This window comes from Methylobacterium sp. Leaf125 (genome assembly GCF_001423085.1).
GTDB lineage: Bacteria > Pseudomonadota > Alphaproteobacteria > Rhizobiales > Beijerinckiaceae > Methylobacterium.
This window is the reverse complement of record NZ_LMNU01000023.1, coordinates 17,957-44,234: the sequence shown is the minus strand read 5'-3', so window position 1 is coordinate 44,234 and position 26,278 is coordinate 17,957. Positions and strand designations below refer to the sequence as shown.

The window sequence follows — 26,278 nt, the reverse complement described above, 5'->3', positions numbered from 1 at the left end:
GGGTTGCATGGGTCAGCACCGAGAGATGGCTGACGCATGAGGCAGGTCGGTCGAAGATCGATCTGCCGGGAGAGAGCGGATTAGGCCGTAGGGGCCGCCTTCCGCGCGACGGATCAGACAGACTCGCGAAAGACGGTCAGACGATGGGCAAGGTCACGGGTTTCCTCGAATTCGACCGGCAGGAGCAGAAGTATCAGCTCGCCGCTGATCGCGTTCGCCACTTCCGCGAGTTCACACTGCCTCTCGACGAGCATGATCTCAAGAAGCAGGCGGCCCGCTGCATGGATTGCGGTATCCCGTTCTGCCACGGTCCAACGGGTTGTCCGGTGCATAACCAGATCCCAGACTGGAACGAGCTCGTTTATCAGTCCGACTGGGAGGAGGCGGCACGCAACCTTCACTCCACCAACAATTTTCCGGAATTCACCGGCCGTATCTGCCCGGCTCCCTGTGAAGAGGCGTGCACGCTGAATCTTGAGAACCAGCCGGTGGCGATCAAGACCATCGAGCAGGCGATCGCGGACCGCGCCTGGAATAACGGCTGGGTCAAGCCCGAGCCCGCCGACCATACGACCGGTAAGAAAGTCGCAGTGATTGGTTCCGGACCAGCGGGATTGGCGGCGGCGCAGCAACTCGCCCGTGTCGGGCACGAGGTCCACGTCTTCGAGCGCGAGCCGAAGGCCGGCGGCCTGCTTCGCTATGGAATTCCCGACTTCAAGATGGAGAAGCGCCATATCGATCGGCGCGTGAAACAGATGGAAGGCGAGGGGGTTCGCTTCCACTACGGCGTGAATGTCGGGGTGACTAAGCCGCTCGATGAACTCACCGCAGAGTTCGACGCGGTGCTCTTCGCTGGCGGCGCGGAGGACCCGCGGAATCCGCAGCTCCCGGGCCAGGAGCTGGAGGGCGTGCACTACGCCATGCCGTTCCTGGTCCAGTCCAACCGTCGCGTCGGTGCCGAGCCGATGCCGGGGAACGGCGAGGCTCCTATCCTCGCCACGGCGAAGAACGTCGTCGTTATCGGCGGTGGTGACACCGCTTCGGATTGCGTTGGCACCTCATTCCGTCAGGGCGCTTTGTCCGTGACACAGCTCGACATCCGGCCGCGCCCGCCGGAGCGCGAGGACAAGCTATCGGTCTGGCCATACTGGCCGACCAAGATGCGCACCTCCTCCAGTCAGGCCGAGGGCGCCGAGCGCGAGTTCCAAGCGGCCACGCTGCGCCTGGAGGGCAAGAAGGGCAAGCTCACTGGCGTAGTCTGCACCCGCGTCGACGAGAAGCGTCAGCCTATCCCGGGCGGTGAGTTCACGTTGCCCGCCGACCTCGTGTTCCTGGCAATCGGCTTCGCTGGCTCGGTCCGCAAGGGCCTCTTGGAAGAGTCCGGCGTCGTCATGGACAAGCGCGGCAACGTCACGGCGAACGAACTCGATTACCGGACTTCGAACAAGAAAATCTACGCAGCCGGTGATATGCGGCGCGGACAATCCCTTGTGGTATGGGCGATTCGCGAAGGCCGCCAAGCGGCGCGCTCGATCGACGAAGCTCTGATGGGCGCGAGCATACTGCCGCGCTGAGGGGGATGTCGAACCGGATTGCGACGTCTCGCCGTCGCAGTCCGGAACACGCCGGGTCTGCGCATCATTGCTGTCCTGACACCTAAGATGTCGGGACACGCGCATGACCGAACCGATGGCCGAACCCAAGATCGAACCCTATGATGGCCCTGCGGGAGGGTGGGGTTCTGCGGGCTCCCTCGCTGAGATTCTAACGCGCGAACAAATCCCCGTCTCGGGCGCGGCCCTGCTGATGAAGCAGAACAAATCCGACGGTTTCATGTGCGTTTCGTGCGCTTGGTCGAAGCCGGCCAAGCCCAACACGTTTGAGTACTGTGAGAACGGGGCGAAGGCGACGGTTTGGGAGCAAACTGCCAAGCGGGTTGGGCCCGACTTCTTCCAGCGCTACACTGTGACGGAACTCCTGAGCTGGACGGACTACGCTCTTGAGGAGAAGGGACGCCTGACCCATCCCCTCCGCTATGACCCGGACAGTGACCGTTACGTAACGGTGTCGTGGGAAGAGGCTTTCGCGGAAATCGGGCGGGAGCTGCGTGCCCTCGATCCGAATGCGGTGATCTACTACACTTCCGGCCGTGCCTCGCTTGAGACGTCGTACATGTACGCGCTGATGGCGCGGATGCATGGCACCAACAACCTGCCCGACTCCTCGAACATGTGCCATGAGCCGACCTCGGTCGGCCTCAAATCCTCGATTGGGTCGGCGGTGGGCACCACCATCCTAGAGGATTTCGAGTCCACCGACCTGATCCTCTTCTTTGGACAGAACGTCGGTTCGAATGCCCCACGTATGCTCCACCCTCTCCAGGAGGCACGGAAGCGGCGCGTTCCGATCATCACGTTCAATCCGCTGCGGGAGCGCGGACTGGAGCGGTTCACGAACCCGCAATCGACCACCGAAATGCTGACCCGCAGCTCGACCGAGATCTCGACCCAGTACCATCAGGTGAAGGCCGGAGGAGACCTCGCGGCGATCACCGGCATGTGCAAGGTCCTGATCGCCGCTGACCGAGAGGCGATGGAAGTCGGTCGCCCGCGTATCCTTGACGTCGATTTTATCGCTGAACACACCCACGGCTTCCGCGATTTCGTCGCGTTCTGCGATTCCCAGTCATGGACAGACATTGTAACACGATCCGGGCTCACACGCGAGGCTCTGGAGGCTGCCGCTACGGTCTATGGGCGCGCCCGTTCCGTCATCGCGGTCTACGGCATGGGCCTGACCCAGCACCGACGTGGCACCGAGGGTGTCCAGATGCTCGTGAATCTCATGCTTCTACGCGGCAATGTGGGTCGGCCAGGAGCTGGGCTCTGTCCAGTCCGTGGTCATTCTAACGTCCAGGGACAACGTACAGTTGGCATTACGGAAAAACCTGAGCTGGCCCCCCTCGATAAACTGAAAGACCTCTACGGCTTCGAGCCACCGCGCGAGAAGGGTCGCAATACCGTCGAGGCCTGCGAGGGCATCGTCACCGGCGAGGTAAAGGCTTTCATCGGTCTCGGCGGCAACTTCGTCCGTGCCGTGCCCGACACCGTTCGGATGGAAGAAGCTTGGCGGGGGTTGCGCCTATCGGTGCAAATTTCGACCAAACTGAATCGCTCGCATCTTGTCCATGGTGCCGTCTCCTATATCTTGCCCTGCCTCGGCCGCATCGAGGTCGACATGCAGGCGAGCGGCCCCCAATCGGTCTCGATGGAGGATTCGACTTCCTGCTTTCACGGCTCTCGCGGACAGACGAAGCCGGTGAGCGATCAGGTGCGTTCCGAGCCGTGGATCGTCGCCGAGTTGGCGAAGGCGTTGCTGCCGTCGAACCCGAAGGTCGATTGGGACGGTTGGGTCGGTGATTACGCTCGGGTTCGGGCGGCAATCGAGGCTACCTACCCGGATGTCTTCCACGACCTGAACGGCCGGATGTTTCAGCCGGGAGGCCTCCACAAACCCCTCGCGGCGCGTGACCGCAAATGGGAAACCGAAACCGGTAAGGCCAATTTCACTGTTCCGGGCGGTCTGGAAGCCGACCCAGACATGCGCAGTAACCGGCGCGACGTGCTCGACTTGATTACCCTGCGCTCGAATGATCAGTTCAACACGACGATTTACGGCTACGACGACCGCTTCCGTGGAGTGAAGGGCACGCGGATGGTGCTCTTCATGAGCAGCAATGACATGGAACGTCTTGGTCTCGCTGACGGCGAGATGGTGGATCTTTCTGCCGACGCCGATGACGAGTTCTTGCGCGAGGTCAACGGTCTACGGATCATCAAGTATAGCATCCCGGAGGGTAACGTCGGCGGCTACTATCCGGAGCTGAACGCGCTCATCCCTCTCTGGCATTATGACAAGCAGGCTAAGACGCCGGCTGCCAAGGCGATCCCGGTGCGGATCCGGAAGGGGACGCCGATCGCCGTCGCTGACTGACACGAAGACGACTTTCCGGCGCTGGTCCCCTCGACGGCCGGCGCCGCGGACCCATAACCAACAGGATGGAACGCTCCGACGACGCCCATGGCCGCCGCCAAGCCATTATTGACCGGATGCTCTCCCAGGCTCTGCGCTCGGCCTCGAACGAGCGAAGGCAGAGTCACGACGGATTACCGGAAGACATGCGCGCCGTAATCGATGTGCTTCTGGCCAAGGCTCAGGCTCAGCGCCAACGGCGTCTGACCTATGACGATTTGGAGGAGGCGTTGCCGCCGCGAGATGTCAGTGCGGAGGATTTAGAAGCAATTTTTTGGATCCTGTCGGAGCACGGCATTGCTATCGAAGACGGTGATCCTGGTCGAGACTGAGCAGTCAAGTCTTATCTGGGATCGACAAGCGATCTTTCCACTCCAGCCTCTCGCGCGTGGCACGAATAGCAGCCCCGGCTCGTCAACTCTCGCCTCTGTCGAAGAACCGCACTATAAGCCGCGCTTCTCCGCGGGGCCCTCCGCCGTGCGGAGCCGACCGAAAGGCGGAACGGAGACGATTATGGCTGAGCGTTGGACACCGAAGACCTGGCGGAACCTGCCGATCCAGCAGGTGCCGGCCTATCCGGACGCTTCCGCGCTAGAATCGGTTGAGTCACAGCTCGCAAGCTTTCCACCCCTCGTTTTTGCAGGCGAAGCGCGCAAGCTTAAGTCGGCTCTCGCTCGTGTCTCGACCGGCGAAGCGTTCCTGCTGCAGGGAGGAGATTGCGCCGAGAGCTTCGACGAGCATTCGGCCGACAACATTCGCGACTTCTTCCGGGTGTTCCTGCAAATGGCTCTCGTGCTTACCTTCGCGGGCGGTTCGCCTGTGGTGAAGGTGGGTCGGATCGCCGGTCAATTCGCGAAGCCTCGGTCTTCACCAAACGAGACGATCAACGGAGTGACCCTGCCAAGCTATCGTGGGGACATCGTGAATGGTTTGACCTTCACGGAGGAGGCGCGCGTGCCCGACCCGCGTCGTCAGCTCGAAGCGTACCGCCAGTCGGCGGCAACGCTCAACCTATTGCGTGCATTTGCAACTGGTGGGTACGCAAATTTGGAAAATTCGCACCGGTGGATGCTCGGTTTCGTGAAGGATTCACCGCAATCCTCGCGATACGCCGACTGCGCCGAGCGGATGACCGAGACTCTCGATTTCATGCGGGCCATCGGCATCAATCCGGAGACGCACCAAGAGGTTCGAACCACGGATTTTTACACCAGCCACGAAGCTCTACTCCTGGGCTACGAGGAGGCACTCACCCGTGTCGATTCAACGAGCGGCGACTGGTACGCTACGTCAGGCCATATGCTCTGGATCGGTGATCGAACCCGCCAGCCGGATCATGCGCATGTCGAATACGCGCGCGGTATCAGGAATCCGATCGGTCTCAAGTGCGGTCCGTCGATGACCGCCGAGGGTCTGATCCAACTTGTGGACCAGCTCAATCCGGCCAACGAGGCGGGGCGCCTGACGCTGATCTGTCGTTTCGGAGCAGACAAGGTAGGCGACCACCTCCCCGGCCTGATCCGGGCTGTCGAGCGTGAGGGTCGCAAAGTGGTGTGGGTGTGTGATCCCATGCATGGCAACACGATCTCAGCTGGAGGTTTCAAGACGCGTCCGTTTGAGCGTGTAATGCAGGAGATCGAAGGCTTCTTCGGCGTCCATCGTGCTGAGGGTACCATCGCGGGCGGCATCCACTTGGAGATGACCGGCAAGGACGTGACGGAGTGCACCGGAGGCGCGCGGGCGCTGACGGCCGAAGATTTGCGCGATCGCTATCACACCTACTGCGATCCACGCTTGAACGCTGAACAGGCTCTGGAAGTAGCATTCCTGACAGCGGAACTCGTGAAGCGAGAGCGATCGGCGTTCGAACGCCCGCGCCTCGACGCTGCCGAGTAGCGCTCGGTTCAGCGGACGACGTCGGAGGAGCTGTTCAGGGTCTTCCGACGTCTCGTTCTCAGGAGTGAGAGCCTGGTTGCAGCATTGCATTTCCAAAATGCTGCACGAGGCTCATTTCGAGTTTCCCCGTCATCCCTGACAGAATCGCCAGTGCTTCTCGCGGTGGCATCGGCTTCTTGTAAGAGCGGCGCTCTGTGAGAGCCGCGTAGATGTCGCAGATCGTCAGCAACCGAACGGTGTCGCTGATCTCCGATCCTACAAGGCCATCCGGATAACCCGATCCATCCAGCATCTCGTGGTGATGGCGCACCGCGCCAAGGGTTGCCGCATCACATCCGCTTTCACGTAGAATGTCGTAACCGATCACCGGATGGCGGCGCATGACGACCAACTCGTCGGCATCGAGACGCCCGGGTTTGTTCAGGATCTCAAGCGGGATTTGCGCTTTGCCGACATCGTGCAGCAGGGCGGCACGCACGAAATGTTCGCGATCGTCGGTGCGAAAGCCGAGATGTAACACGAACTGAGCCGCAACGCCGGCAACGAGCAGACAGTGTTGATACGTTGCATCATCATGGGTCCAAACGGTCTCAAGCCAACGTGTCAGGCCGCCTTCTTTGACGGCAGCGAGGATCGGATCGAGCCCGGCATCGACCTGTGCCAGCGAAATCGGGCCACCTCCCCGGACGCCGTCGAAGAGGCCGTTCAGAATTTCCTTGGCGCGCGTTACGTTCTGAAGCACAGGCTGTGAAACAAGATCCGGTTCTTCTGGCTTGATCTCCGCCTGAAGCGCCTGCACCACGAGGTGCGGCGCGGTATAGGCGGGAAAGCAGATCGTTGCGCCGAGGTTGCGGGCCTGACGCAAGTCATGGTCTGTCGTCGATCGAAGGAGGCAGATGACCGGCAGATCGGTCACTTTGCCGTCGTGCAGAAAGTTACGAAGACGGCTCACTGACTCGCGTCGGCTTAGAGTAAGATCGGACACGATCGCGATGGGACGAACGCTCACCGGATGATCGTCGCTGGCGGCAATGACCTCGCACGATCCGATCGTTCTGATCAGCGTTTCTAACGCGGCGCTCCGATCTGGACGATCAGTGAGCAGGTAAATGGCTCCTTGCGCCATGACGTGCAGGCTTCCTTCGACGACCTTAATCACGCATCCCGACTACGGGATGGATTCTGGCGGCACAGCTTGTTTTCGAGACACCGTTTTCAACTAGGCAAGCTTACGAAGATACTTCAATTACAAGGGAAGGCTGTCAGAAATATTTCACCCAGTGACATCCGCGCATAAAATACACTGCATCGCTGGACTTGTCATATGATACGATTGCGGGAGCCCAACGTAGTACCATCATTGCCACTAAGTGTTCTCAACGCGTAAACTCCCGATTACAAACATTAGGAACCGTCAACAACCCTGAGTCGCGTATCTATAAAAAATTCAATCTTAGGCGGAAATAAAAATAACTGTGAGACTGGGCGAAATCGAAGCTCGTTCTTGTTTCCCCTTAGTCAGAGCGAATTTTTATAATTCAATATATCTAGACCAAAACGATTTGTATAATTGGTTTGAATTTTATTAATATTGTTATGTCGATAGCTTTCTATCGATTTAAAAACTTTAACACTAGGTAGCTTGGTTCGTTAGCGAGCTTTTATCCTCGCTGATACAGCTCGTTGGCGCATGATTGGTCGCGGTTTCCAATTTAAGTGATTATGACAGACGCTTCCCGCGCATGTTCCATGATGGACGAGACGAGCGAGCCACCATGTGGCGGCTCTGGCACAGCCCTTATTCTTGTTGAGGCGCCGGTCTGCCGACTAGGCAAGTGAGCGCACACCGAAACGGAATCTCTGCGTTTGTTCACGCTACGTTGTGGTTCGTGATGTCCATGTATCTCGTGCCCGCATCCCTGTGGTGTGGAAATCCGCGGCGTGGATGATGCCAATCAGACGCTTCGCTTCCTCGAACATCGTGTCCTGCATCCTGTGAAGATCGCCATCATCGCGCATCTCAAGTTCCCGATCGCACAGCCGTTCTCGGGAGGGTTGGAGATGCACACACACCTGCTCGCGTCAGCCCTCCAGGCTCGCGGCCACGATGTGACGCTCTACGCGTCTGAGGGGTCGCAGGGCGACTTTCGGTTGGTCGCCGTCTGCCCTCCAACGGGATGCGCGTTCGACGATGTTTCGGAAGCCCGGATCGATGCAGCTGAGAATTCTGCCTATGTTAGGATCATGGATGCCGTCGTGTCCGGTGGATACGATTTCGTCCACAACAACAGCCTGCACTTCCTCCCCCTGCTGCGCGCTGGTGAACTCGCCGTTCCGATAGTGACGGCCCTGCATACGCCACCTTTCGAGCCCTTCGTCCGCGGCGTGCGGGCGCGGGCGCGAGATATGTCGTTCGCGGCCGTCTCTCCGTCGCTCGCCCGTGAATGGCATGACCTGATTGGCGATCCTCAGGTAATCGGCAATGGCATCGATCTCACGGCCTTTGCCTACGCAGCGAAGCCGCTGGGCGAGCCGCACGCGATTTGGATGGGCAGGCTCGTGCCCGAGAAGGGGCCTCATCTAGCCATCGATGCGGCGCGCGCCGCCGGCCTGCCCCTGAAGTTTGCGGGGCCACGCTCTAATCCGGCCTATTGGGATGATGAGATTGCGCCGCGCCTCGGCGAAGATGTGACCTATCTTGGGCATCTTGGACACGACGCCTTGGCGGCTCATGTCGCGAACGCCCATGTCGCTCTCTGCACGCCGCGCTGGGAGGAGCCCTTCGGGCTCGTTCTTGCGGAATTCCTGGCCTGTGGGACGCCGGTGGCGGCGTTTCGGCGCGGTGCGATCCCCGACATCCTCGATGCCTCTTGCGGTGTCTTGGCAGCGGCGGATGATGTCGCCGACCTCGGTCGCGCTGTGAAGCAGGCCATCAGCCTCTCCCGCGCCGATTGCCGGCGCCGGGCGGAGCAATTGTTCGATGCCGACACCATGACCGATCAGTACGAAGCCCTCTACGCTCTGGAGCTTCAGAGGGCAGCCAATACCGCTGTCGCTGCCCGGGTTAGCAATGCGTGAGCCGGATCTTTCTCTCGCTCGCGCGGTGGTCTGTGTTCCCGCCCGGAACGAGGCGGAGGTACTGCCCCGTCTGATACGGTCTCTCGACCAGCAGAGTGGCACCGGGGATGGCGTGTGTTTGCGCGTCGTGGTTCTCGCAAACAATTGCACCGATGACACGGTGGCGACCTTGTATGCCTTGGAACAGAACGCGCAAATTCCGCACCTCGCGCTGCGGATCATCGAGGCGACGATCGCGTCACCCGACGCCCATGTCGGCACTGCGCGGCGTCGTGCCCTGGATGCGGGTGCCGCCTGGTTGGATCAGGAGGGCGTCACCGAGGGCGTCCTCATCAGTACGGATGCCGACGCTGTGGCACCCGCAGACTGGGTGACGGCAAATCTCCGCGCGTTGCGAAACGCCGAACTGGTGGGCGGACGCCTCGTGCTTCACGGCGAGGCGCCGGCGGGTGACACTCGTCTCGCTACGCTCCATGCGCGGATTGAGGAGTACTGGGTGGCAGTGCGTCGCCTCGAGGAGGTCCTTGACCCGCCCACCCACGATCCAGCCCCCCGTCACGGCGATCATGTCGCCGCCAGCCTTGCCCTGCGTGCCGATCTCTATCGTCGCGTCGGTGGGTTGCCGATGCTCCCTTGTGGTGAAGACAACGCTTTGGTGGCGCGGGTGCGCTGGTACGGCGGACGCGTCCGGCATTGTCCCGGGGTCTCAATCGCCGTTTCCGATCGGGGAACCGGCCGCGTGACTGGCGGAATGGCGACTGAGATGCTTCGCCGGACACGGGTGGCACAGGGGCTCGAAACCTACAGTCTGCCGTCGGCGGCTCATTGGCGTGCGCTGATCGAGCGACGCCGCAGGCTTGCGCAGTGCTTCATGCACCCGGACGGGACAGCGGCGGCTCTGCGCGCGATGGGCGTTTCCGACGCCGACCTTGCCGCCATCGATTGCGAGACGTGCCCGAACGGAATCGCGCTCGTCGAGCGGGTCGAGGCTCAGGTGGGTGAGGGCATTCCTCAGGCGGTCCCGGTTCCTCTCGATGAGGCTTTGACCGGTCTCCAAACGATGCTGCGCGGATCACAGCCCGCGCGTACTGCGCAGGTCGCATGAGTCGGCGTCCGGTCGGCTACTACGTTCACCACCAGGGCGCCGGACATTGGCAGCGCGCCTGCCTGATCGCTCGGGCGCTCGATCGCCCGATGACGTTGGTCGGAACGCTTTCGAATTTCGACACCGGCGAGGCACCGGGTTCAGTTCTCGAGCTGCCCGATGATCGGGTTGGCAGCGACTTCGATGGGCGAGACGGATCAGCCGAGCGCCCGCATGGCTTGCACTATGCGCCTGTCGGCGCCGACAATGTGCGCGCGCGAATGGGCCGCCTCGCGGCTTGGATGGACGCCGCAGATCCCGCGCTGATTATCGTCGATGTGTCGGTGGAAATTGCTCTGTTCGCACGCCTGATGTCCGTGCCGACCTTGGTCGTTCGGCTTGCCGGTACACGCACGGACATCCCGCATCTCGAAGCCTTCCGAAGCGCTGAGCGCCTGCTCGCGTTCTTCCCGCCCGAACTCGACTCGGCCGAGATGCCGGAATGGGTTCGCGCCAAGACGTTCTATGCCGGACTGCTCTCCGGTGAGCCTGCCGCGAGCCGGTCGACGAAGGCGGATGGATCGATCCTCGTCATCTATGGGCGCGGCGGGACGGGTGGGCACAGGGCGGATCTCGTTGCGGCCGCGACGGCCGTGCCGGATCGCCACTGGCACGTACTCGGTCCTGTCGACGGCGGGGGGACGGATATTCCGCCGAACCTGCACCTGCACGGATGGGTCGGCGATCCAGCCCCCTATCTCGCCCGAGCCGATCTGGTGGTCGGCGGAGGTGGCGACGGGGTCGTATCGGCGGTCTCGGCGGCGGGAAAGCGCTTCATCTGCCTTCCCGAACCACGAGCGTTCGATGAGCAGATCGAAAAATCGCGCGCCCTTTCCGCGATGGGCGCGGCACTGCATTGCGAGTCCTGGCCCGAGCCTGCCGCGTGGCCGGCGATCATCGCGGCCGCGGAACGGCTCGATCCCGGCGTCATCGGCGGACTGACCCGGCCGGGCGTGATCGCCCGCACCGTCTCTTTCATCGGCGACATGGCGGATCGCCTCGACGCTCGTCGCCGTTAGGCGCCGAGATCTCAGAAGGGACGGTCTGCAGAAAGCCGCGTCGCGGCAATCTCGTTGGCACCGGGTTGGCGCAAGACGATGAGATCGTCGCGCCACTGCGTGTTGATGAGGCCGCGCGCGGCAAAGGCGTCGAGCCATCCGTCCATGGGCCAGAGACCGTGCCGTGCGCGAAAGCGCGTCGCGTTCCGGACGATGTCGTCGAAGTGCTGCAACGGCGGATCGCAGGCGAGGTGATGCTGGTGGAAGGCTTGCCCGCCTGCGCTGAACAGCACGGGGATTCCGAGGGCATCGGCGCGAAAGGCGAGGTCGGTGTCCTCCGCGCCGTAGCCGTCGAACGCCTCGTCGAAGCCGCCGAGGCGGTCGAAGGTCGTTGCCCGGACGCCGAAGGCCAAGGACCAGAACAGCCCGGCATTGTCGGTCCGGGTCAGTCCCTCGGCTGGGAACTGACGGACGGGATGGGCGTGGCCCACCGCGCGCAGTCCGGCTTCCGTCCATCCGTCCCCGACAGCGCCCGCTGGCAGATAGCGAATCTCGCAGCAGATCAACCCATCGGCCTCGGCCAGATCGGCGCTGAGGCGCGGCACAAGATCCGCCGAGGGAATGCAATCCACGTCGAGGAAGATGAGCCGCTCGGTGCCGGCGGCTTGGCGGCCGGCATTGCGGGCTCGAGCCAGGGGCAGGCCATCACTGCCGAGGACGATACGGCGGATGGGAAAACCGTAATCCGGCAGGGGGGCGGGTTCGGCACCCATCTCGACGATGACGCAGGCCTCCGGATGTGGACCTCGCGCGACGCCTTCGAGCAGGCGGGCGAGATGGGCGTCGCGGCCCTTGTTCAGGGTGATGAGGGTGGTGTCGGCGATCACGGGGTGGGTGCGTCCATGGCGACGAAGATCTCGTAGGGGCCGGTGAAGCGGGCGACCATCGCCGGCTCCAGGCGAAAGCCCGTCGGGTCGTCGGAGATGAGATCGGTGGTCTGGGAGCGATGGGCGCCGATCGCGGCGGTCTTCGCGGCGCGGTGGGCCCCGACATCGAGGCGCAGACCGGTGGGCGCCGGGCCGACCTCGGTGCCCTCGGGCAGGGTCCAACCCCAGACGGGATAAGCGAAAATCCGGATCGGACCGAGATGCGCCCGCGCCAGGCGGACGATGGCGGCGGCGGCCTGGTGGTCGCAATGGGGATCGTGGCCCCAAGTCACGCAGACGGCGCCGGCATCGGCATCGCGGGCGATCGCGGCGATCCGGGCGGCGGCCGCTTCCGCGATCGGACCGGCGCTCGGAACACCGGCATCGGGCAGGCGGAGAAAGGTCACGGACTCCTGAAATACGCCCAGTATACCAACAGCGTCGACCGTCTCCGTTTCGCGCAGGTCACGCAGTTTGGCCGGCGGATAGAGCGCCGAATGCGTGTGCGAGCCGCACCCGTCGCTGACGATGACGACGCGGACCTCGCGACCCCGGGCGCGGGCCTCGGCCATGAGGCCGCCGCAGCCGAGGCTCTCGTCGTCGGGGTGGGGCGCCACCACCACCACGCCCTTGCCGCCGGTCAGGGCGTCGAGATCCGCGACCGGCAGGCGTTCGGCGGCGGCGAGGAAGGCGTCGGCATGCATGGGCGGGCTCGGCAGGAGCGTTCGGGAAACGCGAGCCGTCCGTATAGCGGCCCCTGTCTGATCGATGTCTGAACGATCGGCCGCCGGGCGTGCCGTCAGAGAGCGGTCCCGCTCTCCGCCGCGAAGGCGGCGATGCCGCCGGCGGTGGTGAGCCAGATCGCGTCGCGGCGGGCCGCGATGTGGGCGAGGGCGCGCCGCAGGGGCCGCAGGCGGTGCGGCTGGCCGACGATGTAGGGATGCAGGGCGATGCCCATCACCAGGGGGGCGGTGCGCGACTGCTCCAGCATCTCGTCGAAGGCCTCGACGATGGCGTCGGCGAATTGCTGGCCGGTCTCCTTGCGCGCGACGATGGCGGGGATGTCGTTCAATTCCTGCGGGTAGGGCACGGCGAGGATGCGCCCGCCGTCGCGGGTGGAAAACCAGGTCGGCTGGTCGTCGTGGCACCAGTCGAGCAAGTAGGTGTAGCCCGCCTCGGCGAGGAGGTCCGGCGTCCGACGGCTCTGCGAGATCCAGGGTCCGAGCCAGCCCTTCGGCGGCTTGCCCTCCTGCGCGGTCAGGATCGCGGTGGCCTCGGCGATGAGGGCCCGCTCCTCGGCCTCCTCCCGGTCGCCCTGGCGCTCGGTGTTGGTGCGGCCATGCCCGACGATCTCGTCGCCGCGCGCCCGGAACGCCTCGATCAGGCCGGGACAATCGGCGTAGAGCCGGCTGTTGACGAGAACGCTGGCGGGCATCTCCAGGGCGTCGAGGGTCTCCTTGATCCGCCAGGCGCCGACCCGGTTGCCCCAGTCGCGCCAGGCGTAATTCAGCACGTCCGGTTGCGGGCCGCCCGGCGCGAGTTCGGCGCCCAGGCCCCGGCCGAAATCGAAGCCCTCGAGGTTGAGCCCGAGATAGACCGCGAGGCGCTTGCCCCCGGGCCAGTCGTAGACCGGCCGGTCGGGCAGGGCGCTGTAGGCGTAGCGGCCGTGATGCGGCGCGGGCGTATCGGTCATCGGGGGTCTCGAAGGCGAATCTCGGGAGAACGATCAGGAGGGGTTCAGCAGCGCGGGCTTGCGCCGGGTCACCCAGCGGGTCGCGGCATCGTAGGCGGCGCCGAGCTGGAGGCAGGCGCGCTCGCCGTTGTTGGGGCCGACGATCTGGATGCCGGACGGGCGCCCGGCCGGGTCGAAGCCCGCCGGCACGTTGAGGGCGGGCAGGCCGCTCATGGTCACGGGGATCGTCGCCTCCATCCAGCGGTGGTAGGTGTCCATCGCCCGGCCGCCGACGACCTTCGGCCAGCGCTCCTCCACGTCGAAGGGGAAGACCTGGGTCGAGGGCATGAGGAGGAAGTCGTAGCGCTCCTGGAACCGGCGCACGGCCTCGTACCAGGCGGTGCGGCCCTCCTGGGCGGCCGCGACCTGATCGGCGGTGAGCGCGAGGCCGCGCTCCACCTCCCAGACCGCCTCCGGCTTCAGTTGCGCCCGGTAGGCCGGCTCGTCGTAGAGCGGACGCAGGTTCGAGGCGGTCATCCAGGCCCGGAGGGTGAGCCAGTCGCGCCAGACCTTGCCCATGTCGAAGCGCGGGCGATCCCACTCGACCTTGGCGCCCAGCGTCTCGAAGGCCGAGAGGGCGCTGCGATCGAGGTCGAGCACGCCCGGCTCGAAGGGCAGGTAGCCGCCGAGATCGTCGAACCAGGCGATCCGGGCACCGCTGAAATCTCGCTTCAGGTCCTCCGTGAAGATCGCGGGGTCCTGCGTGTTGGCGTAGGGCACCCGCGCGTCGTAGCCGGCCTGGACCGAGAGCAGCAGTCCGATATCGGCCGGGGAGCGCCCGATCCCGCCCGAGACCCCGAGGCCGGGGGTGAAGGCGTCCTTGGTCTCGATCGGGATGCGCCCGTAGCCGGTGCGCAGCCCGAACAGGTTGTTGAAGGCGGGCGGGTTGCGCAGGGAGCCGGCATGGTCGCTGCCGTCGGCGACGGGCTGCATGTGGAGGGCCACCGCCACCGCCGCGCCGCCGCTGGAGCCACCGGAGGTCTTGGTCGGATCATAGGCGTTGCGGGTGGCGCCGTAGACCGGATTGAAGGTCTGCGAGCCGAGGCCGAATTCCGGCATGTTGGTCCGGCCCGTGAAGATCGCGCCGGCCTTGCGCACGCGCTTGACCATGATCGAATCGGCCGCCGCGATGCGGTCGCGAAAAATCGGCGACCCCTGCGTGAAGGGCAAGCCCTTGACGGCATCGATGTCCTTCACCGCGTGGGGAAATCCATGCAGCGGTCCGAGGAATTCTCCGCGTGCCGCCTGTCCGTCGCGTTCCTCGGCCGCGGCCAGGAGCTCGCCCCGGTCGCGCAGCGCCACGATGGCGTTGACCGTGGGATTGAGCCGATCGATCTGATCGAGACAGGCGGTCATGACCTCGACGCAGGAGACGCGCCGGGAGTGGATCGCGGCCGAGAGGTCGACGGCCCCGAGGCTGAGGATGTCGTTGTCGGGGGCTTCGCCCGCCGCCGGTTCGGCCGCGGCGATGGATGGGTCTGTGTTCATGCTCTGGCTCTGGAACGCGCTCGCGCGGGCCACCGACCCTCAGGCCGGCAGACGCCGCTCCTGGAAGGCGTGGCAGGCCACGCCCTCGACCAGGGCCGGGACCTCGATGCGGCAGCGCTCGTTCGCGAAGGGGCAGCGCGGGTTGAAGGCGCAGCCCGCGGGGGGATCGATGGGGTTCGGGATCTCGCCCGAGACGGGGATGCGCTTGCGCCCGGTGAGCCCGATATCCGGAATCGCATCGAGCAGCATGCGCGTGTAGGGATGTTTCGGAGCACGGAAGAGTTCCCGTCCGTCTGCGATCTCGACCACGCGCCCCAGATACATCACCCCGATCCGGTTCGCCATGTGGCGCACCACGGCGAGGTTGTGGCTGATGAACAGGTAGGTCAGCCCCAGGCGATCCTGCAGGTCGCGCATCAGGTTGAGGATCTGGGCCTGGACCGAGACGTCGAGGGCCGAGGTCGGCTCGTCTCCGACCAGGAACTCCGCCTCCGAGGCCAGCGCCCGGGCGATGGCGATGCGCTGGCGCTGGCCGCCGGAGAATTCATGCGGGTACTTCACCCCGTCGTCGGGATGCAGGCCGACGAGGCTGAGGAGTTCGCCAACGCGGCGGGCGATGGCGATGTCGCCCTGGAGCAGGTTGAAGGCCCGGATCGGCTCCGCGATGATCAGGCGGACCCGCCAGCGCGGGTTCATCGAGGCGTAGGGATCCTGGAAGATCATCTGGATGCGGCGGCGCAGGCGCCGGCGATCCGCGGCCTGGCGCGGGTCGGTCATCGAGATTCCGGTGATGCGCACGTCGCCGGCGCTCGGCGGCAGCAGGCCCACCACCATGCGGGCGACCGTCGACTTGCCCGAGCCGGACTCGCCGACGAGCGCGAAGGTCTCGCCCCGACGGATCTCGAAGCTGACACCGTCGACGGCGCGCAGGATCTGCCGCGGCTGGCGCTCGATGACCCGGGCGAGCCAGGGCCGCGACACGTCGAAGGTGCGGCGCAGGCCTTCGATCGCGACGTAGGGGGTGTCCGGCGCGCGGGTGCCCGGGATCGACGGCGGCATCACGGGCGCATTCATGCGGCGGAGGCCTCCGAACGATCGTAGAGGTGGCAGGCGACCCGGTGTGCGCCCACCGAAATCGGATCGGGCCGCTCCACCACGCAGCGGGCGAAGACGGAAGGGCAGCGCGGGTTGAAGGCGCAGCCCTTCGGGATGTTCGAGAGCCGCGGCATCGAGCCGGGGATCTGGGCGAGGCGGTCGGTCTCCTGGGCCAGGGTCGGGATCGCCCCCATCAGGCCCTTGGCGTAGGGATGCAGCGGGTTCTGCACCACGTCGCGCACGGGGCCGATCTCGGCGATGCGGCCCGAATACATCACGGCCACCCGGTCGGCGGCCTCCGCGATCACGCCCATGTCGTGGGTCACCAGCATCACGGCGGTGCCGCGCTCGGTGCCGAGGCGCTTCAGGAGCGCGATGATCTGGGCCTGAACCGAGACGTCGAGGGCCGTGGTGGGCTCGTCGGCGATGATGAGCTCCGGCTCGGCGGCCAGGGCCAGGGCGATCACCACGCGCTGGCGCATGCCGCCGGAGAATTCATGCGGGTAGCCGTCGATCCGCCGCTCCGGCGCCGGGATGCCGACCTCTGCCAGGAGGTCGATGGCGCGGTGGCGCGCGGCCTTCTCGGACAGGTCGGTATGGGTGCGGATGGTCTCCACGATCTGCCGACCGACGCGATAGAGTGGGTTGAGGCTCGTCAGCGGATCCTGGAAGATCATGCCGATGCGCCGGCCCCGGATGCGCCGCATGGCTTCGGGCGACAGGGTATCGATGCGCTCGCCCTGCAGCCGGATCTCGCCGCCCACGATGGCGCCGGGGGGATCGATCAGGCCGATGACGGCCGAGCCGGTCACCGACTTGCCCGCCCCGGATTCGCCGACGACCCCGAGGATCTCGCCCCGGGCGATGTCGAACGAGACGTCGTCGATGGCCGTGAGGGTGCCGCGCCGACCCGCGAAGGCGACGCGCAGGTTGCGGACCGAGAGAACGGGCTCTGTCATGTCAGATCTGTCATGGCGTCGCGGTTACTGCAGCTTGGGGTTCAGGGCGTCGCGCAGCCAGTCGCCGAGCAGATTGATCGCCAGGACGAGGCCGGCGAGCGCCAGGCCCGGGAAGGCGACGATCCACCATTCGCCGGAGAACAGGAAGCGGTTGCCGGTGCGGATCAGGGTGCCGAGGGAGGGCATCGAGTCGGGCAGGCCGGTGCCCAGGAAGGACAGGGTCGCCTCGGTGATGATGGCCAGCGCCAGGTTGATGGTGGCGATGACGAAGACCGGGCCGAGGACGTTGGGCAGGACGTGCCGCACCATGATCACCGGCGAGGACAGGCCGATGAGCCGCCCGGCCTGGACGTAGTCCTTGTTCTTCTCGACCAGAACCGAGGACCGGACGGTGCGGGCGTACTGCACCCAGAACGACAGCCCGATCGAGAGCACGATGAGCCCGATGGCGGCGTTCGTGTCCATCTGGCTGCCCAGGGCTGCCTTGGCGACGCCGTCCACCACCAGGGCGATGAGGATCGCCGGGAAGGTGAGCTGCACGTCGGCGATACGCATGATCAGCGTATCGACGAAGCCCCCGAAATAGCCCGCGATCAGCCCGAGCAGGATGCCGAGGACACCCGAGACCAGGACGCCAAGGAGCCCCACCACCAGGGACAGCCGGAGGCCGTAGAACACCGCCGAGAGCACGTCGCGGCCCTGGTCGTCGGTGCCGAGGGTGAAGGGCGCGAGGCCATCGGCGTACCAGATCGGGGGCAGGTTGGAGTTGATGAGCTCGAGCTGGGCCGGGTCGTAGGGATTCTGCGGCGAGATCCAGGGGGCCGCCAGCGCCAGGAGGGCGAAGAGCAGCGTCACCGCGAAGGCGCCCATGGCCAGCTTCGAGCGGCGGAAGCTGGCATAGACGTCGGAATCGAGGAAGCGGGCCAGGGCCGAGCGCTTCACGGGCGCCGGCGGGAGGAGGGGGGACTCCTGTACGGACGCGCTCATGAGGCCCGTCCCGTGGACAGGTGCAGGCGGGGATCGACGATGGTGTAGAGCACGTCCACCACGAGGTTGATGACGACGAAGATGGCGGCGACCAGCAGCAGGTAGGCCGCCATGATCGGGATATCGACGTTCTGCACGGCCTGGACGAAGAGCAGGCCCATGCCGGGCCACTGGAACACCGTCTCGGTGATGATCGAGAAGGCGATGACCGAGCCGAGCTGCAGGCCCGCGATGGTGATGACCGGCACCAGCGTGTTCTTGAGGGCGTGGCCGAGATGGATCGAGCGGGTGGTGAGGCCCCGTGCCCGGGCGAAGCGGATGTAGTCCGTGCGCAGCACCTCCAGCATCTCGGCGCGGACCAGGCGCATGATCAGGGTCATCTGGAACAGGCCGAGGGTGACGGAGGGCAGGATCAGCGCGCGCAGGCCCGAGGCGGTGAGGAAGCCGGTGGTCCACCAGCCCAGCCGCACGGTGTCGCCGCGGCCGAAGGAGGGCAGCCAGCCCAGCGTCACCGAGAACAGGAAGATCAGCAGGATGCCGATCAGGAAGGTCGGCAGGCTGATGCCCACGAGCGAGATGGCGAGGAAGATCTTGGCGAGCCAGGTGTCCCGCCGCAGGGCGCAGTAGACCCCCATCAGGATGCCGACGGTGAGCGCGAACAGCGTCGCGCAGAGCGCGAGTTCGAGGGTGGCGGGCATGCGCTCGGCCAGGAGCGACGAGACCGGCTGGCGGAACTGGTAGGAGGTGCCGAACTCGCCGCGCGCGACGTTGCCGGCGTAGCGCAGGAACTGGACCGCCACGGGATCGTCGAGCCCGAGATCCTTCCGGATCGCGACGCGCTCAGCATAGGGCGTGTCGACGCCCACGATCTGGTTCACGGGATCGCCGGCGAACCGGAACATCGAGAAGGCGATCAGGCCGACCGCGAACAGCACGGCGATGGACTGGAGCAGGCGCTGCAGGATGAACGCGATCATCGGCGGGCGATCCGGCCGCGCCGATCGCCGAGACCGGCACGCTGAGCGATCGCAGACAGCGGCGCGCCGTCAGTCCGGGGCGCCGCAGGCGTGCCCGGACTCCAGGACCGCCCACGGTGTGACGTCCGGCACCTGCTCCGTTTCCGGATCCCGGGCCCCGCCGCGCGGCCCCGGGATGACGGGGGGCTGCACGCGCCGGTTCGGCGTACAGACCAGCGGATGCGATCGCACTTTCCCCGCCGGGCGGAGACGCGGGGCGATGCGACGTCCTCAAACCGTTCGGCCATAGCGGTCACGGCTGCTTCGAGACCCAGTACAGCATCAGCATGTTGTCCGGGCGCTGGACCAGGGTGACCTTCTTCGAGACGCCCCAGGCCAGGGCCTGCTGGTGCAGCGGGATGAAGCCCCAGTCGGCCTGGATGGTGTCGAAGCCTTCCTTGATCTCGGCGTTGCGCTTGGTCTGGTCGCTCTCGGCCTCGACGGAGTCGGCGAGCGCGTCGACCTTCGGGTTGCAGTAATTGCCGAGGTTCCAGTTGCCGCGGCCGGGCTTGGAGCCGTTCCGGCAGCCGGCGATCTCGAACAGGATGTTGTGCGAATCCTGGGAGGAGGGGGTCCAGCCCACCAGGTAGAACGAGGTGTCGTAGGCGGGGGCCAGCACCTTGGCGAAGTACTTCGCCTTGGGCTGCGCATTGAGGTTCACCTTCACGCCGACCCGGGCCAGCATGGAGACCACGGCCTGGCAGATCGCCTCGTCGTTGACGTAGCGGTCGTTCGGGCAATCCATGCCGAGGGAGAAACCGTCCGGATAGCCCGCCTCGGTGAGCAGCGCCTTGGCGCGCTTGGGGTCGTATTCGGGCCGCTTGAACTCGGACGCGCGGGGGAACAGCACCGGGGCGATCAGGAGGGCGGAGGGCACGGCCTGCCCGCGCATCACGCGCTTGGCGATCGTCTCCTCGTCGATGGCCCGGTAGAAGGCCTCGCGCACGCGGACGTCCTTGAACGGGTTCTTGCCCTTGACGTTCGAGTCTCTCAGCTCGTCGCGCGCCTGGTCCATGCCGAGGAAGATCGTGCGCAGCTCCGGCCCGGCCATCACGGTGGCGGTGCCGCTCCCGTTGACGCGCTGGGCGTCCTGCAGGGGCACGGGGTCGATCCAGTCGACCTCGCCGGAGATCAGGGCGGCGACGCGGGTGGCGTCGTTCTGGATGGTGGTGAAGACTGCCTCGTCGAGGTTCGAGTCCACCTTGCCCCAGTAGTTGGGGTTCTTCTTGAACACCGTGCGCACGCCGGGCTGGTGCTCGGTGATGATGAACGGCCCGGTGCCGTTCTCGTGCAGGGCGGCGTAGCTGGTGGAGGTCGCGCTCGGCAGGGTCGGGGCGACGGCGCCGTTCTTCTCGGCCCAGGACTTCGACATGATGTACCAGGTCGAGAACTGGTACAGGGCGATCGGGTTGGGGCTCTTGAGCTTCATGTCGACGGTGTGGTCGTCGATCTTCACCCACTCGGCGTCGGACGGCACGTTGGTGGTGAAGTTCGAGCCCGGCGCCCGGACGCGGTTGGCCGAGAAGATCACGTCGTCGGCGGTGAAGTCCGAGCCGTCATGGAATTTCACGCCCTTGCGCAGGTGGAAGCGCCAGCGCGTCGGCTCCGGATTCTCCCAGGACTCGGCGAGCATCGGCGCGAGGTTCAGATCCTTGTCACGCGTGATCAGCGAGTCGAAGACCGCGCCGTGCATGCCGATCGTGAAGCTCTCCTTCAGGGAGTAGGGGTCGAGCGACTTGATGTCCCCCTGGAAGGCGAAGCGAAAGACGTTCGCCGCGGCGGCCGGCGCGGTGGCGGACAGGCCCATGACGGCGGCGAGGGCGGTGGCCGAGACGAACGCTTTGACCGTGGACTTCAACAAGGCACCCATCCTCTTCGAGTCTGCTTCGCACGCGACTGCCGACACCTTGGCGTCGATCGTACCTTGGCATCGACTGTACCTTGGCATGGATCGGGCCAAGCCCGAACCCGGTTCTCGGCGCCGTCCACGCCGATGCTGTGGACCCGCCATCGCCCATCGACCGGGCCGCTCTGTGCCCAAAAATCGGTCAATAGCCACGAATCGGTCAAGTCCCAACTCGCTGCGGCCGGGACGCGTCGGCGTCGCGGCTGAACAGGGGCGCGGCGAGGCCGGTTGACGAAGCATCCCCGTTCACCCGTGACGCCCAAAACACCGGCGTGACGCCCAGGACACCGGACCGCATGTTCGCCACCCGCAAGCCCCTCGACCAGCAGGTCGTCGTCATCACCGGCGCCTCCAGCGGCATCGGCCTCGCCACCGCCCGGATGGCGGCCGCGGCCGGCGCCAAGGTCGTCCTCACCGCCCGCAACGGCGAGGTCCTCGCCGAGGTCCAGCGCGCGATCGAGCAAGGCGGAGGCGAGGCGATCCACGTGGTCGCGGATGTGGGCGAGCGGGCGCAGCTTCAGGCCGTGGCCGACCGGGCCATCCAGCGTTTCGGGCGCATCGACACCTGGGTCAACGATGCCGGCCTGTCGATCTTCGGACGCCTCGAGGAGGTGAGCGATGCCGACCACCAGCGCCTGTTCCAGACCAATTTCTGGGGGCTCGTCTACGGCTCCCTCGTGGCCCTGCCGCATCTCAAGACGACGGGCGGCGTGCTGATCAACCTCGGCAGCGTCGCCTCCGACATCGCCTTCCCGCTGCAGGGGATGTACTGCGCCAGCAAGCACGCGATCAAAGGCTTCACCGACGCCCTGCGGATCGAGCTGGAGCAGGAGGGCGCGCCCGTGGCGGTGACGCTGATCAAGCCCGCCTCCATCGACACGCCCTTTCCGCAGAACGCGCGACTACACCGACCACGAGCCGAAGCTGCCGCCGCCGATCTACCGCACCGAGGAGGTGGCCAACGCCATCGTCCAGGCCGCCGTGCATCCGCAGCGCGACATCTACATCGGTGGCGGCGGCCGCCTGATGAGCAGTGCCCAGCGCATGGCGCCCCGGACCTTCGACCGGATCGCCCGTACGATGACGGCGCAGCAGCAGCGCGACGAGCCCGCCCGCCACCGCGACGGTGCCCTCTACGGGGCAGGGTTGGGAGGCCGCGTCGCCGGGGAACACCTGGGCTACGTCATGCGCCGCAGCTTCTATACGCGTTCCGTCCTGCATCCCTTGACGACCGCCGCGGTGGTGGCCGGTGTCGGACTGGCGGCGGCGAGCCTGCTCGGGGGCCTGCGGCGTTCCTGAGGGGCGACGCACCGGCGGGTGCAGCGGACTGACACGGGCGGGATGCCGGGAGACCGGCCGGGGCGACGCTCCCCGATCGCGGGCGCCGCTCCATATGGTCCGGTACCCGGCGCGCGACGGAGCCGGCTCACCGGCGCTCGGTCGGGTCGAGCGGCGTATCCGGTGAACGGTTCGTGCGGCGCCGGTGGTGAGAGAGGATTTGGGGAGTTCGACATGGCCGATCTCGACCACACGCTACAGCGCTTCCAGGGCCTCCTGGTGGCCGAACAACCCGTCGATCTCGGCGAGGCCGAAGACGCGATCTGGGCCTATCTCTCGCAGGCCCAGGGCCTGTCCGCCCAGGTCGAGGCCCTGGAGCGGCTGCAGGAGGCGGTCCGGCCGTGGGACAGCCATTCGCCCTTCCTGCCGCAATTGCGGGCCGCGCTCGACCGGCATCGCAGCCGCCTCGCCGAGCCCTCGGCCTGACGGCGACCGCCCCGCATGCGCCTCCTCAGCTACAACATCCGCCATGGGCGCGGCACCGACGGGCGCGTCGATCTGGAGCGCGTGGCCCGTGCCATTCGGTCGAGCCGCGCCGACATCGTCGCGCTGCAGGAAGTCGACCTCGGCCGCGCCCGGACCGGCGGCGTCGACCAAGCCGGGGCCCTCGCCCGGCACCTGGGCATGCGGGCGCACTTCCACGCCGCCCTCGAGGTCGAGACCGAGCGCTACGGCGACGCGATCCTCACGACGCATCCCTCCCGCCTCGTCAGGGCCGGAGGCCTGCCCGGGCTCGCCGGTCGGCCGGGTCTCGAGCCGAGGGGCGCCCTGTGGGTGGAGGTCGCCTGTGATGGGCACCGGCTCCAGGTCCTCAACACCCATCTGGGCCTCGCCGCGGCGGAGCGAAGCGCGCAGCTCGTGGCACTGCTCGGTCCCGACTGGCTCGCGGCCGCATCGGCGGCGGGACCGGTGGTCCTGGCCGGAGACTTCAACGCAACGCCGTGGTCACGGGCCTATCGCCAGCTGACCGCGCAACTCAGCGACGCCCGCGCCGTCGCGCGCAGCCGGATGGGGCGCGCGACCTTCCCGAGCCGCTGTCCGGTTCTGCGTCTCGACCATGTCTTCGTCGGTCCGGGCCTCCGGGTGGACCAGGTGGCGGTGCTGCGCGACGGGGCCGCGCGCTGCGCGTCCGATCATCGTCCGCTCCTGGCGACGCTCGACTTCGCCGAGGTGCCGCGGGCGGTGCTGCGGCCTTAGGAAGCCCTGGCCGTCGCGCCGGAGGTCTGAGCCGCCGGCGCCTCCGCCGGGCGCTCGCCCCGCCGGAACCGCTCCAGGGCGGCGGCCCGGCGCCAGGGCCGCCAGGCATCGCGCACACTGGCCGGGTCACCGAGATGCCAGGCCTCCACCAGGCGCGCGAGGGCGCCGCGCCGGGAAGGCACCAGCGGGCAGAGCCGGCGCGGCGCCACGAGGGACGGATCGTCCAGCACCGCGCGCAGGGAGCCGCGACGGCGTACCGCCTCCTCGAAATCCTCGCGCGGGCAACCGGCGTGGTGGGCGAGCAGGCCGTCCCGCAGGCGCAGGATGGCGGATCGCGCGAGAGGCGCGTCCTCGCTCGGCAGGACTTCGATGGCCAGGTCGCACTCGCTGTCGTAGCCGAGGGAGCGGTTGTTGAGGTTCGTCGACCCGATGCGCACCAGGCGATCGTCGAAGATGCCCACCTTGGAATGGACGAGGATCGGACGTCCCTCCGCCGTATGCGGCGCCAGGATGCGGAGGCGATCGAAGCGATCCGCCGCCCGAAGCTTGCGGATGAGTCCCCGTCGGGCGCTGTCCATGGTCAGCCGATCGAAGGCATTCGGGCTGCGCTCGGCCACCACGATGATGATCTCCGGTCCCTCGGCCTCGCCGAGGCGCGCCATCAGCGCGTCGCCGATCAGGGGCGACGTCAGGTACTGGTTCTCCAGGTAGATGACGTGGGCCGCGCCCCGGATCGCGGTGGCGTACAACGCGGCGTTCTCGTGCAGGGCCGCGCGCTTCGGGCCGGCGGGCCGGGTGCGCGACAGGGCGACCGACGTGGCGTGGAGGAGCGGGGTCACGGAGGCCGGCCAGGGCGTCCCGTCCCGTGCGGGCGGGGGAGGCAGACGCTCGCCGGTGGCCTCGTGCCAGCGTTGGCGCGCGAGGTCACCCAGGGCCGCCGCCGCCGGGCCGTCGACCGCCATCATGATGTCGTGTCGCGGCGGATAGGTCTCGCCGCTGGGAAGGCGCCGGCGGGGGTCGCCGTCCCGGTGGGCCGGCGTATCCCAGCGATTGGCCTCGAAGTCGCCCCCGCCGCAGAAGGCCACCGCGTCGTCGACGACGAGGATCTTCTGGTGCTGGCAGGCGCCGAAGGGCAGCGTCGCATCGACCCGGTAGCCGATGCCGGGACCCAGCAGGGCGCGCACCGCCTCCGGTGTCAGGTCCCGTCCGGCCGAGAGCGGCCAGGGCATGTCCCAGATCAGGATGTGGATCGCGAGGTCCGGCCGGCAGGCGCGCAGGCGGTGGAGCAGGTCCACCAGGGTTTCCCCCTCCGGGGCGTGGCTGCCGTCGGGCGCGAGGCGCAGGCGCGGGTCGAAGCTCCAGCCGATCAGCAGAATGGAGTGGCGCGCCTCCAGCATGGCGCTGCGGGCGGCCGCGAAGTAGGCGGCGCCGTCATGGAGGACGGCGAGCCGATCGGCCTGCTCGATGCGCCAGCAGGTCTGGCCGGGCCGAAGCCAGCGCGCCTCGGACCGGCGCGGAGCCGGCGCGCCTGGATCGGCGGCCCGGGGCGAACGGGACGCCGGATGCAGCCCGCGCGCGGCGAGCTTCGCCTGCACGCGGCGGCGCGTCACCGCGACGGCCCCGAAGGTCGCAACCAGGCCGAGCCCCAGCGGGATCCAGTGGGCGGCCGAGTCGGCCGCCGTGCGGCCGATCACGCCGAGATAGACGCAGAGGATCGTCCCCGGGATCATGCCGAGGAGGGTCGAGACGAAGAAGTCCCGCACACGGACCCGCGTCAGGCCGAGAATGTAGTTCTGCACGTTGAAGGGCACGAAGGGACTGACCCGCATCAGGGTCAGCAATTGCCATCCGCCGTCGCCCACCGCCTCCATCGTGGCGACCATCGTGGGACGTCGGGCGATGACGCGCTCGACGCGTCGTCTCAGGACGAAGCGCGCCGCGAGGAAGGCCAGGACGGAACCGACGGTCGCCGCCCCGAGGACGATCGGGAGCGACCACCACCCGAAGGCGAGCGCTCCGGCGATCGTCAGCGGCGTGCCCGGGATCACCAGCAGCGTGGCCAGGACGAAGAGGGCCGCGAAGGCGAGGGGGCCGAGGGGCCCGAGACTCGCCGCCCAGGCGCCGAAGGCCTGGAGCCAGTCCTGAACCGGCAGAAGGAACCAGACCGCGGCCGTTGCCGCGAGACCGAGCAGGATGAGAAGCCAGGAACGCATACCGGTTGATGTCAAACGGCCGCGCTTGCGTCACGCCGAAAAGCGATGGACGAGCCGTTTCGTTGTGTTCGTCTCACGGTGTCTGTCGCTCCACTGCCTGTGCCGCCGCGAAACACGGCACGAACACACAGCACGAACACACAGAATGCGTCGCGCGTCGAAGCGTTGCGCTGCAGCATCGACCTTTGCACCGTCGCGGCGCATCCGCTATCGCTCGCCGGCCCGCCCGAACCGAGGCGGCCGGGACGACGAGGCCGCACGCCGCGATCCCGG

Annotated in this window: 20 protein-coding genes and 1 pseudogene; 10 read left to right on the top strand and 11 right to left on the bottom strand. The window is 66.6% G+C overall.

The genetic code is table 11. The annotated features are described in order from the left end of the window. The first annotated feature begins 143 nt into the window (after nt 1–143). The 4 genes from ASF58_RS16655 (at nt 144) to ASF58_RS16640 (ending at nt 5,928) form a co-directional block, all read left to right on the top strand. On the top strand, nt 144–1,574 hold the full coding sequence (locus ASF58_RS16655) for a glutamate synthase subunit beta (RefSeq protein ID WP_055954854.1): 1,431 nt from the start codon (nt 144–146) through the stop codon (nt 1,572–1,574). 115 nt (nt 1,575–1,689) lie between these two features. After that, nucleotides 1,690–3,993, top strand: a complete 2,304-nt coding sequence (locus ASF58_RS16650; protein ID WP_055955438.1) for an FdhF/YdeP family oxidoreductase — start codon at nt 1,690–1,692, stop codon at nt 3,991–3,993. Between the two features lie 65 nt (nt 3,994–4,058). Then, on the top strand, nt 4,059–4,364 hold the full coding sequence (locus ASF58_RS16645) for an RNA polymerase sigma factor region1.1 domain-containing protein (RefSeq protein WP_055954851.1): 306 nt from the start codon (nt 4,059–4,061) through the stop codon (nt 4,362–4,364). 181 nt (nt 4,365–4,545) lie between these two features. Further along, nucleotides 4,546–5,928: a 3-deoxy-7-phosphoheptulonate synthase class II gene (locus tag ASF58_RS16640; protein ID WP_055954848.1), complete on the top strand. Its 1,383-nt coding sequence runs from the start codon at nt 4,546–4,548 to the stop codon at nt 5,926–5,928. Nucleotides 5,929–5,986: 58 nt separating this feature from the next. Here ASF58_RS16640 and ASF58_RS25235 read toward each other — a convergent pair whose 3' ends face one another. After that, nucleotides 5,987–7,054, bottom strand: coding sequence for an HD domain-containing phosphohydrolase (locus tag ASF58_RS25235; RefSeq protein WP_082513134.1), 1,068 nt, complete (start codon nt 7,052–7,054; stop codon nt 5,987–5,989). An 869-nt stretch (nt 7,055–7,923) separates the two neighbouring features. Between ASF58_RS25235 and ASF58_RS16630 the strand changes: the two genes are divergently transcribed. From ASF58_RS16630 to ASF58_RS16620, 3 genes are read left to right on the top strand one after another with little or no spacing between them, the layout of a single operon-like run. Then, nucleotides 7,924–9,006, top strand: coding sequence for a glycosyltransferase family 4 protein (locus ASF58_RS16630; protein ID WP_055955435.1), 1,083 nt, complete (start codon nt 7,924–7,926; stop codon nt 9,004–9,006). Next, nucleotides 8,999–10,111, top strand: a complete 1,113-nt coding sequence (locus tag ASF58_RS16625) for a glycosyltransferase (RefSeq protein ID WP_055954842.1) — start codon at nt 8,999–9,001, stop codon at nt 10,109–10,111. Before ASF58_RS16630 ends, ASF58_RS16625 begins: the two co-directional genes overlap by 8 nt. Next, nucleotides 10,108–11,169 (top strand): glycosyl transferase, encoded by a 1,062-nt coding sequence (locus ASF58_RS16620; RefSeq protein WP_055954839.1) that lies wholly within the window; start codon nt 10,108–10,110, stop codon nt 11,167–11,169. Before ASF58_RS16625 ends, ASF58_RS16620 begins: the two co-directional genes overlap by 4 nt. A gap of 11 nt (nt 11,170–11,180) precedes the next feature. Here ASF58_RS16620 and ASF58_RS16615 read toward each other — a convergent pair whose 3' ends face one another. The 9 genes from ASF58_RS16615 to ASF58_RS16575 all read right to left on the bottom strand — a co-directional run bounded on the left by ASF58_RS16615 (nt 11,181) and on the right by ASF58_RS16575 (nt 21,158). Continuing rightward, nucleotides 11,181–12,032 (bottom strand): galactosyltransferase-related protein, encoded by an 852-nt coding sequence (locus ASF58_RS16615; RefSeq protein WP_055955431.1) that lies wholly within the window; start codon nt 12,030–12,032, stop codon nt 11,181–11,183. Next, entirely contained in the window at nt 12,032–12,778 is a 747-nt protein-coding gene (locus tag ASF58_RS16610; protein WP_055954836.1) for a PIG-L family deacetylase, read from the bottom strand. Before ASF58_RS16610 ends, ASF58_RS16615 begins: the two co-directional genes overlap by 1 nt. 95 nt (nt 12,779–12,873) lie before the next feature. Beyond that, nucleotides 12,874–13,767 carry a polysaccharide deacetylase family protein gene (locus ASF58_RS16605; protein ID WP_055954833.1) on the bottom strand — a complete coding sequence of 298 codons (894 nt, stop codon included), beginning with the start codon at nt 13,765–13,767 and terminating at the stop codon, nt 12,874–12,876. 33 nt (nt 13,768–13,800) lie between these two features. Beyond that, nucleotides 13,801–15,294: an amidase gene (locus tag ASF58_RS16600; protein ID WP_055955428.1), complete on the bottom strand. Its 1,494-nt coding sequence runs from the start codon at nt 15,292–15,294 to the stop codon at nt 13,801–13,803. 39 nt (nt 15,295–15,333) lie between these two features. Beyond that, nucleotides 15,334–16,353 (bottom strand): oligopeptide/dipeptide ABC transporter ATP-binding protein, encoded by a 1,020-nt coding sequence (locus ASF58_RS16595; protein ID WP_055955425.1) that lies wholly within the window; start codon nt 16,351–16,353, stop codon nt 15,334–15,336. Nucleotides 16,354–16,364: 11 nt separating this feature from the next. Next, nucleotides 16,365–17,348, bottom strand: a complete 984-nt coding sequence (locus ASF58_RS16590) for an ABC transporter ATP-binding protein (RefSeq protein ID WP_055954829.1) — start codon at nt 17,346–17,348, stop codon at nt 16,365–16,367. A gap of 24 nt (nt 17,349–17,372) precedes the next feature. Continuing rightward, nucleotides 17,373–18,335, bottom strand: a complete 963-nt coding sequence (locus tag ASF58_RS16585; protein ID WP_055954827.1) for an ABC transporter permease — start codon at nt 18,333–18,335, stop codon at nt 17,373–17,375. Continuing rightward, nucleotides 18,332–19,312 carry an ABC transporter permease gene (locus tag ASF58_RS16580; protein WP_055954824.1) on the bottom strand — a complete coding sequence of 327 codons (981 nt, stop codon included), beginning with the start codon at nt 19,310–19,312 and terminating at the stop codon, nt 18,332–18,334. The genes ASF58_RS16585 and ASF58_RS16580 overlap by 4 nt, the downstream gene beginning before the upstream one ends. 292 nt (nt 19,313–19,604) lie before the next feature. Next, nucleotides 19,605–21,158, bottom strand: coding sequence for an ABC transporter substrate-binding protein (locus tag ASF58_RS16575; RefSeq protein ID WP_156375772.1), 1,554 nt, complete (start codon nt 21,156–21,158; stop codon nt 19,605–19,607). 395 nt (nt 21,159–21,553) lie between these two features. On the opposite strand from ASF58_RS16575, the pseudogene ASF58_RS16570 reads away from it, so the two are divergent. From ASF58_RS16570 to ASF58_RS16560, 3 genes and pseudogenes are all read left to right on the top strand, one after another. After that, nucleotides 21,554–22,556 (top strand): annotated as a pseudogene (locus ASF58_RS16570) (SDR family oxidoreductase). Nucleotides 22,557–22,769: 213 nt separating this feature from the next. Continuing rightward, entirely contained in the window at nt 22,770–23,021 is a 252-nt protein-coding gene (locus ASF58_RS16565) for a hypothetical protein (protein ID WP_055954818.1), read from the top strand. A 15-nt stretch (nt 23,022–23,036) separates the two neighbouring features. Further along, nucleotides 23,037–23,792: an endonuclease/exonuclease/phosphatase family protein gene (locus tag ASF58_RS16560; protein ID WP_055954816.1), complete on the top strand. Its 756-nt coding sequence runs from the start codon at nt 23,037–23,039 to the stop codon at nt 23,790–23,792. Here the strand turns inward: ASF58_RS16560 and ASF58_RS16555 are convergent. Further along, the gene (locus ASF58_RS16555; RefSeq protein WP_082513133.1) at nt 23,789–26,005 is read right to left on the bottom strand and encodes a VTT domain-containing protein; all 2,217 of its coding nucleotides are present in this window, start codon (nt 26,003–26,005) and stop codon (nt 23,789–23,791) included. The genes ASF58_RS16560 and ASF58_RS16555 overlap by 4 nt on opposite strands. Nucleotides 26,006–26,278: the final 273 nt, after the last annotated feature.

Coding starts and splice junctions, on each gene's coding strand:
- ASF58_RS16620 (WP_055954839.1), top strand. CDS start 10,108: ATGAGTCGGCGTCCGGTCGGCTACTACGTTCACCACCAGGGCGCCGGA.
- ASF58_RS16590 (WP_055954829.1), bottom strand. CDS start 17,348: ATGACAGAGCCCGTTCTCTCGGTCCGCAACCTGCGCGTCGCCTTCGCG.
- ASF58_RS16655 (WP_055954854.1), top strand. CDS start 144: ATGGGCAAGGTCACGGGTTTCCTCGAATTCGACCGGCAGGAGCAGAAG.
- ASF58_RS16580 (WP_055954824.1), bottom strand. CDS start 19,312: ATGATCGCGTTCATCCTGCAGCGCCTGCTCCAGTCCATCGCCGTGCTG.
- ASF58_RS25235 (WP_082513134.1), bottom strand. CDS start 7,054: ATGGCGCAAGGAGCCATTTACCTGCTCACTGATCGTCCAGATCGGAGC.
- ASF58_RS16585 (WP_055954827.1), bottom strand. CDS start 18,335: ATGAGCGCGTCCGTACAGGAGTCCCCCCTCCTCCCGCCGGCGCCCGTG.
- ASF58_RS16605 (WP_055954833.1), bottom strand. CDS start 13,767: ATGACCGATACGCCCGCGCCGCATCACGGCCGCTACGCCTACAGCGCC.
- ASF58_RS16560 (WP_055954816.1), top strand. CDS start 23,037: ATGCGCCTCCTCAGCTACAACATCCGCCATGGGCGCGGCACCGACGGG.
- ASF58_RS16600 (WP_055955428.1), bottom strand. CDS start 15,294: ATGAACACAGACCCATCCATCGCCGCGGCCGAACCGGCGGCGGGCGAA.
- ASF58_RS16575 (WP_156375772.1), bottom strand. CDS start 21,158: ATGGGCCTGTCCGCCACCGCGCCGGCCGCCGCGGCGAACGTCTTTCGC.
- ASF58_RS16640 (WP_055954848.1), top strand. CDS start 4,546: ATGGCTGAGCGTTGGACACCGAAGACCTGGCGGAACCTGCCGATCCAG.
- ASF58_RS16595 (WP_055955425.1), bottom strand. CDS start 16,353: ATGCCGCCGTCGATCCCGGGCACCCGCGCGCCGGACACCCCCTACGTC.
- ASF58_RS16565 (WP_055954818.1), top strand. CDS start 22,770: ATGGCCGATCTCGACCACACGCTACAGCGCTTCCAGGGCCTCCTGGTG.
- ASF58_RS16610 (WP_055954836.1), bottom strand. CDS start 12,778: ATGCATGCCGACGCCTTCCTCGCCGCCGCCGAACGCCTGCCGGTCGCG.
- ASF58_RS16625 (WP_055954842.1), top strand. CDS start 8,999: ATGCGTGAGCCGGATCTTTCTCTCGCTCGCGCGGTGGTCTGTGTTCCC.
- ASF58_RS16555 (WP_082513133.1), bottom strand. CDS start 26,005: ATGCGTTCCTGGCTTCTCATCCTGCTCGGTCTCGCGGCAACGGCCGCG.
- ASF58_RS16645 (WP_055954851.1), top strand. CDS start 4,059: ATGGAACGCTCCGACGACGCCCATGGCCGCCGCCAAGCCATTATTGAC.
- ASF58_RS16650 (WP_055955438.1), top strand. CDS start 1,690: ATGGCCGAACCCAAGATCGAACCCTATGATGGCCCTGCGGGAGGGTGG.